The 3653-nt window shown below is 68.3% G+C and carries 3 protein-coding genes and 1 pseudogene; 1 reads left to right on the top strand and 3 read right to left on the bottom strand.

The window, feature by feature from the left end:
* Nucleotides 1–397: pseudogene (locus ACGFIZ_RS34045) on the top strand (hypothetical protein); the annotation flags it as partial.
* A gap of 581 nt (nucleotides 398–978) precedes the next feature.
* Here the strand turns inward: ACGFIZ_RS34045 and ACGFIZ_RS34050 are convergent.
* Genes ACGFIZ_RS34050 through istA form a run of 3 tightly spaced genes read right to left on the bottom strand, consistent with a single transcriptional unit; the run spans nucleotide 979 to nucleotide 3415 of the window.
* Entirely contained in the window at nucleotides 979–1239 is a 261-nt protein-coding gene (locus ACGFIZ_RS34050) for a hypothetical protein (protein ID WP_145774161.1), read from the bottom strand.
* Nucleotides 1239–2000: an IS21-like element helper ATPase IstB gene (gene istB / locus ACGFIZ_RS34055; protein ID WP_393427403.1), complete on the bottom strand. Its 762-nt coding sequence runs from the start codon at nucleotides 1998–2000 to the stop codon at nucleotides 1239–1241. Before istB ends, ACGFIZ_RS34050 begins: the two co-directional genes overlap by 1 nt.
* Nucleotides 1997–3415, bottom strand: coding sequence for an IS21 family transposase (gene istA, locus ACGFIZ_RS34060; protein WP_145776558.1), 1419 nt, complete (start codon nucleotides 3413–3415; stop codon nucleotides 1997–1999). The genes istB and istA overlap by 4 nt, the downstream gene beginning before the upstream one ends.
* Nucleotides 3416–3653 lie beyond the last annotated feature (238 nt).

Consider the following 3653-nt stretch of genomic DNA (forward strand, 5'->3'; position numbering starts at 1 on the left):
ACCGCAGGCCCCGCCCGGCCCGACATCGTGGTCGCAGCCCAGCGGCGACCAGCCCAGCCAGTTCCCAGGGACGCAGTCGTTCCCGCCCGGACTGGACATACCGGATCCGGCACCTCAGTTGCCGATGCCCGGGCCGGTACCTGCCCCACCGGCGGACACGGATCTGCCCGGGCTGCCCGGGCCGCTGGACGACCCGAACGCCCCCACGGCATCGTCCTGGCCGGAGGGGTGGGCGGGACCGGCGTGGCCGAATCCCGACATTGATGTGACCGCCGGGCACGGTGCTGGGATGTCCACCCACCCCGGCCAGCCGCACGTCGACAATCAGCCCGACGACGGCAGCGGGAACCCCGGCGCCTGGGCCACCTGGCAGGGGCCGGACATGAGGTTTTCCTAACGCTCATGTCACCGGGGATCATTTAGTTGATCTTTAGGGTGGGGGGTTGAGCGTCTGGCCGGGCACGCAGCATTCGCCCCGGATGCCTCTGTCGGCAAAGGACCATTTGACGACAGGTACGGAACGGAGTCAATGGATCACTCTCGACCACGGGAATCCGACCCGCCGATCCAATGCAGGCCGATCCGAGTTGACGACAGCGTTTGATGACAGTTGGATCAGTGTCAGCGCTCACGGAATTCCCCCATCAGGTCGTGATTCGCTCACGCAATTCCCCCACACGGCGCTCGCCATGGACCGCCGTGGTCGCTCGTCGTCCGCGGCGTCGGGCCGGCGGGCGCAAGGGCAGAGAGCAGCACCGAGGAACGAGGGGCAAGGGCTCTCCTTCGATCCCTCGGCCAGTCGCGTGCCAGCTCTGCGGGGTCCTCGATCGTCGGTCCCTGGAGGAATTCCGTGAGCCGATGCCAGAGGAAAGCCGTGAGCGCCCACAGATCAGCGGTGTCGGCGACGATCGGATGAACAGGACAGGTGTCGGGGTACTCGTTGGAGTGCAGAGGTGAGTACGGCTGATCTTGCAGAGGTCAGGTGTCGCGGTGGGCGCCTTGTTCGTCACGGTGGGTTGCGTCTTGCAGGCGCAGGCGGGTGAGGCCGAGCATGTCGATCAGCCATCCGGGTCCGCCGGTGATGCCGCGGGCGCGTAGGAGGGTGTCGACCTCGTGGTGGGTCGCCGGAGTGGTGCGGGCGAGGAAGTCCTCGCAGATCTGGAGCAGGAGTTGCAGCAGGTCGCCGCGGTTGGTGTCGCTGGTGGCTGCGGGGTCGTCCGGGGTGGCCGGGGTGGGCATCAGGCGACGTTCTCGATGGCGGTGAGGCGGTTCTTGAGTCGGTAGCTGGGGCCGTTGATGGGGACGACGTCGCAGTGGTGCAGGAGCCGGTCGAGGATGGCGGTGGCCAGGACCTCGTCGCCGAAGACTTGGCCCCATTCGCCGAAGCCTTTGTTCGAGGTCAGCAGGGTGGAGCCCTTCTCGTAGCGTTTCGAGATCACTTGGAAGACGAGGTTGGCCTCGGGTCGTTCGAGGGGTTGGTAGCCCACTTCGTCGATGACCAGGACGGTGGGGCGTAGGTAGGTTTGCAGCTTGCGGGCCAGGCGGCCGATCGCGTCGGCGGCGGTGAGGTGGCGGACCATGTCGTCGAGGGTGGTGAAGTAGATGGTGAATCCGGCTCGGCAGGCGGCGACCGCGAGGGACACGGCGATGGGGGTCTTGCCGACGCCGGGTGGGCCGAGGAGAGCGACGTTGGCCTTGGCCTGCACGAATGCGAGGGTCGCGAGGTCACGGACCTTGCGGGGGTCCAGGTCGGGTTGGAAGCTGAAGTCGTAGTCGTCGAGGGTCTTGTGGTGCGGCAGCTTCGACAGGCGTAGCCCGGCGCGGAAGCGGCGTTCGTCGCGGACGGCGAGTTCCTCTTCCAGGACGAGGTCGAGGAACTCCAGGTAGCCCATGGCTTCGGTGTCGGCCCGGCCGGTGAGTTCCCGCAGCGTCTTGGCCAGGTGAGGCAGGCCGAGTTTGGTGGCGCTGGCGTGGATGCGGTTGGTGACCAGCTCACTCACTTCGAGACGTCCTTCAGGTGTGGGCGGTTGGTGAACGGGCTGGCCGCAGCGATCTGCTCATAGACCGACAGCGGCCGGGCCTCGACGGCGATCTGGGCGGCGGCGGCCCGGTTGAGCAGGGCTTGCAGCGGCCCCTGGCCGCCGTCGTGACGGGCCGGTCGGCGTGCGGTCGACTGCCCGCTGTCGGGGTCGCCGATGGTGACGGCCCGGGTGTGTCCGTCGGGCAGACCGTCCCAGTGGCTCTCGTCGACCACGCGGGCGCCGCGGCCCACGGCCCGCTGGTGCGTGGCCAGCAGCGTGGTGCCGTCCAGACCGGGCACGATGGCGTGAATAGTGATCGTGGCGGCGGTCGCCCGAATCTCCACGAGTTGGCGGTGGCGGACCCGTCGGGCCGGCACGGAGTAGAGGTTGCCGGCGTAGGCGACCAGGCAGTCCTTGCCGACGTGCCGCAGATGCCGGTCGGCGACCACATACGGCCGGGCGGGGATCGGTCGCAGCGCGGCGTGGTCGCGGACCGCCCGCACGCCGATGATCTCGCCGTGGGTGCGATGCCTTACGGCCCGCCGCTGTGGCACCCAGGCCATGAACGTGGCGTCGAGTTCGGCCAGCGACGAGAACGCCCGCCCGGCCAGGACATGATCGCGGATGATGGTGACCTGCCGTTCGACCCGCCCTTTGCCGGTCGGCCGATAGGCGGCCAGCACATCGATGTCGAAGTCGTAGTGCCCGGCGAACGCGACCGCTTCCGGGTGCAGCGGCACCGCCTGGCCCGGGGCGACATGCCGGCGGACCACGGTCTTGGTCCGGTCGTAGACGATCGCCCCGGGAACCCCGCCGAAGTGCGCGAACGCCCGCCGGTGACACTCCCAGAACGCGGCCAGGTCCTGGCTGGTGGTGAAACAGCAGAACGGGTCCCGCGAGTACGACAGCACCATGTGAAACGAGTACACCTTCGGGATCCCGACATGGGCCAGGATGCCGCCTTCGTCGCCCCAGTCCACCTGCGCCTGGGCGCCCGGAACGACCTCGAACCGGCGGTGCAGCCCGGCCAGCTGATCCGGACTGATCCCCAACTCCGCAGCGATCCGCGGCCGGGCCTGCTGCAGATACAGCTTCACCCGCTGATAGTTGCCGGTGAACCCGTACTGCTCGACAAGGCGTTCATGGATCACCGTGCCCTTGAGCAGCAACTCCGCCCGCAGCCACGCATCGACCACGTGCGCGAACACGTCGATCAACTGCCCCCGAGCCGGCCGCGCCCGAACCGGCGGCACCACCTCGCCGCTACCAGCAGCCAGGTACTTCTTCACCGTCCGCCAGTTCAGGCCCGTCTCACGAGCGATCTCCGAGACACTCGCACCAGCCTCGTGCAACGCCCGGAACCGGCGCACATCCAGCCACCGCTGCTCATCCATCGCTCCCATCGCCAGCCGCCCCACGTCTGCCCGATCACGACCCGAGCAGCCTCACCCTCAGTCACCCGCTGACGACGGACAAACAGTGCGCACCTCTGCAAGATCAGCTGTACTTAGCTCTGCACTCCAGGCCGTACCCCGACACTCGTTGATGATTCCTCCCAGCCGCCGTCGGCGTCGAACGACGCCGTCGATCGGCACGGCGACGCCCGGGTCATGGTTGGGTGGCACCTGTCCG

This window comes from Micromonospora sp. NPDC048830, from assembly GCF_043198215.1.
Taxonomy (GTDB): domain Bacteria; phylum Actinomycetota; class Actinomycetes; order Mycobacteriales; family Micromonosporaceae; genus Micromonospora.

Excerpts from the sequence above, each read along its gene's own strand:
- ACGFIZ_RS34050 (WP_145774161.1), bottom strand. The coding sequence starts at position 1,239 with ATGCCCACCCCGGCCACCCCGGACGACCCCGCAGCCACCAGCGACACC.
- istA (WP_145776558.1), bottom strand. The coding sequence starts at position 3,415 with ATGGATGAGCAGCGGTGGCTGGATGTGCGCCGGTTCCGGGCGTTGCAC.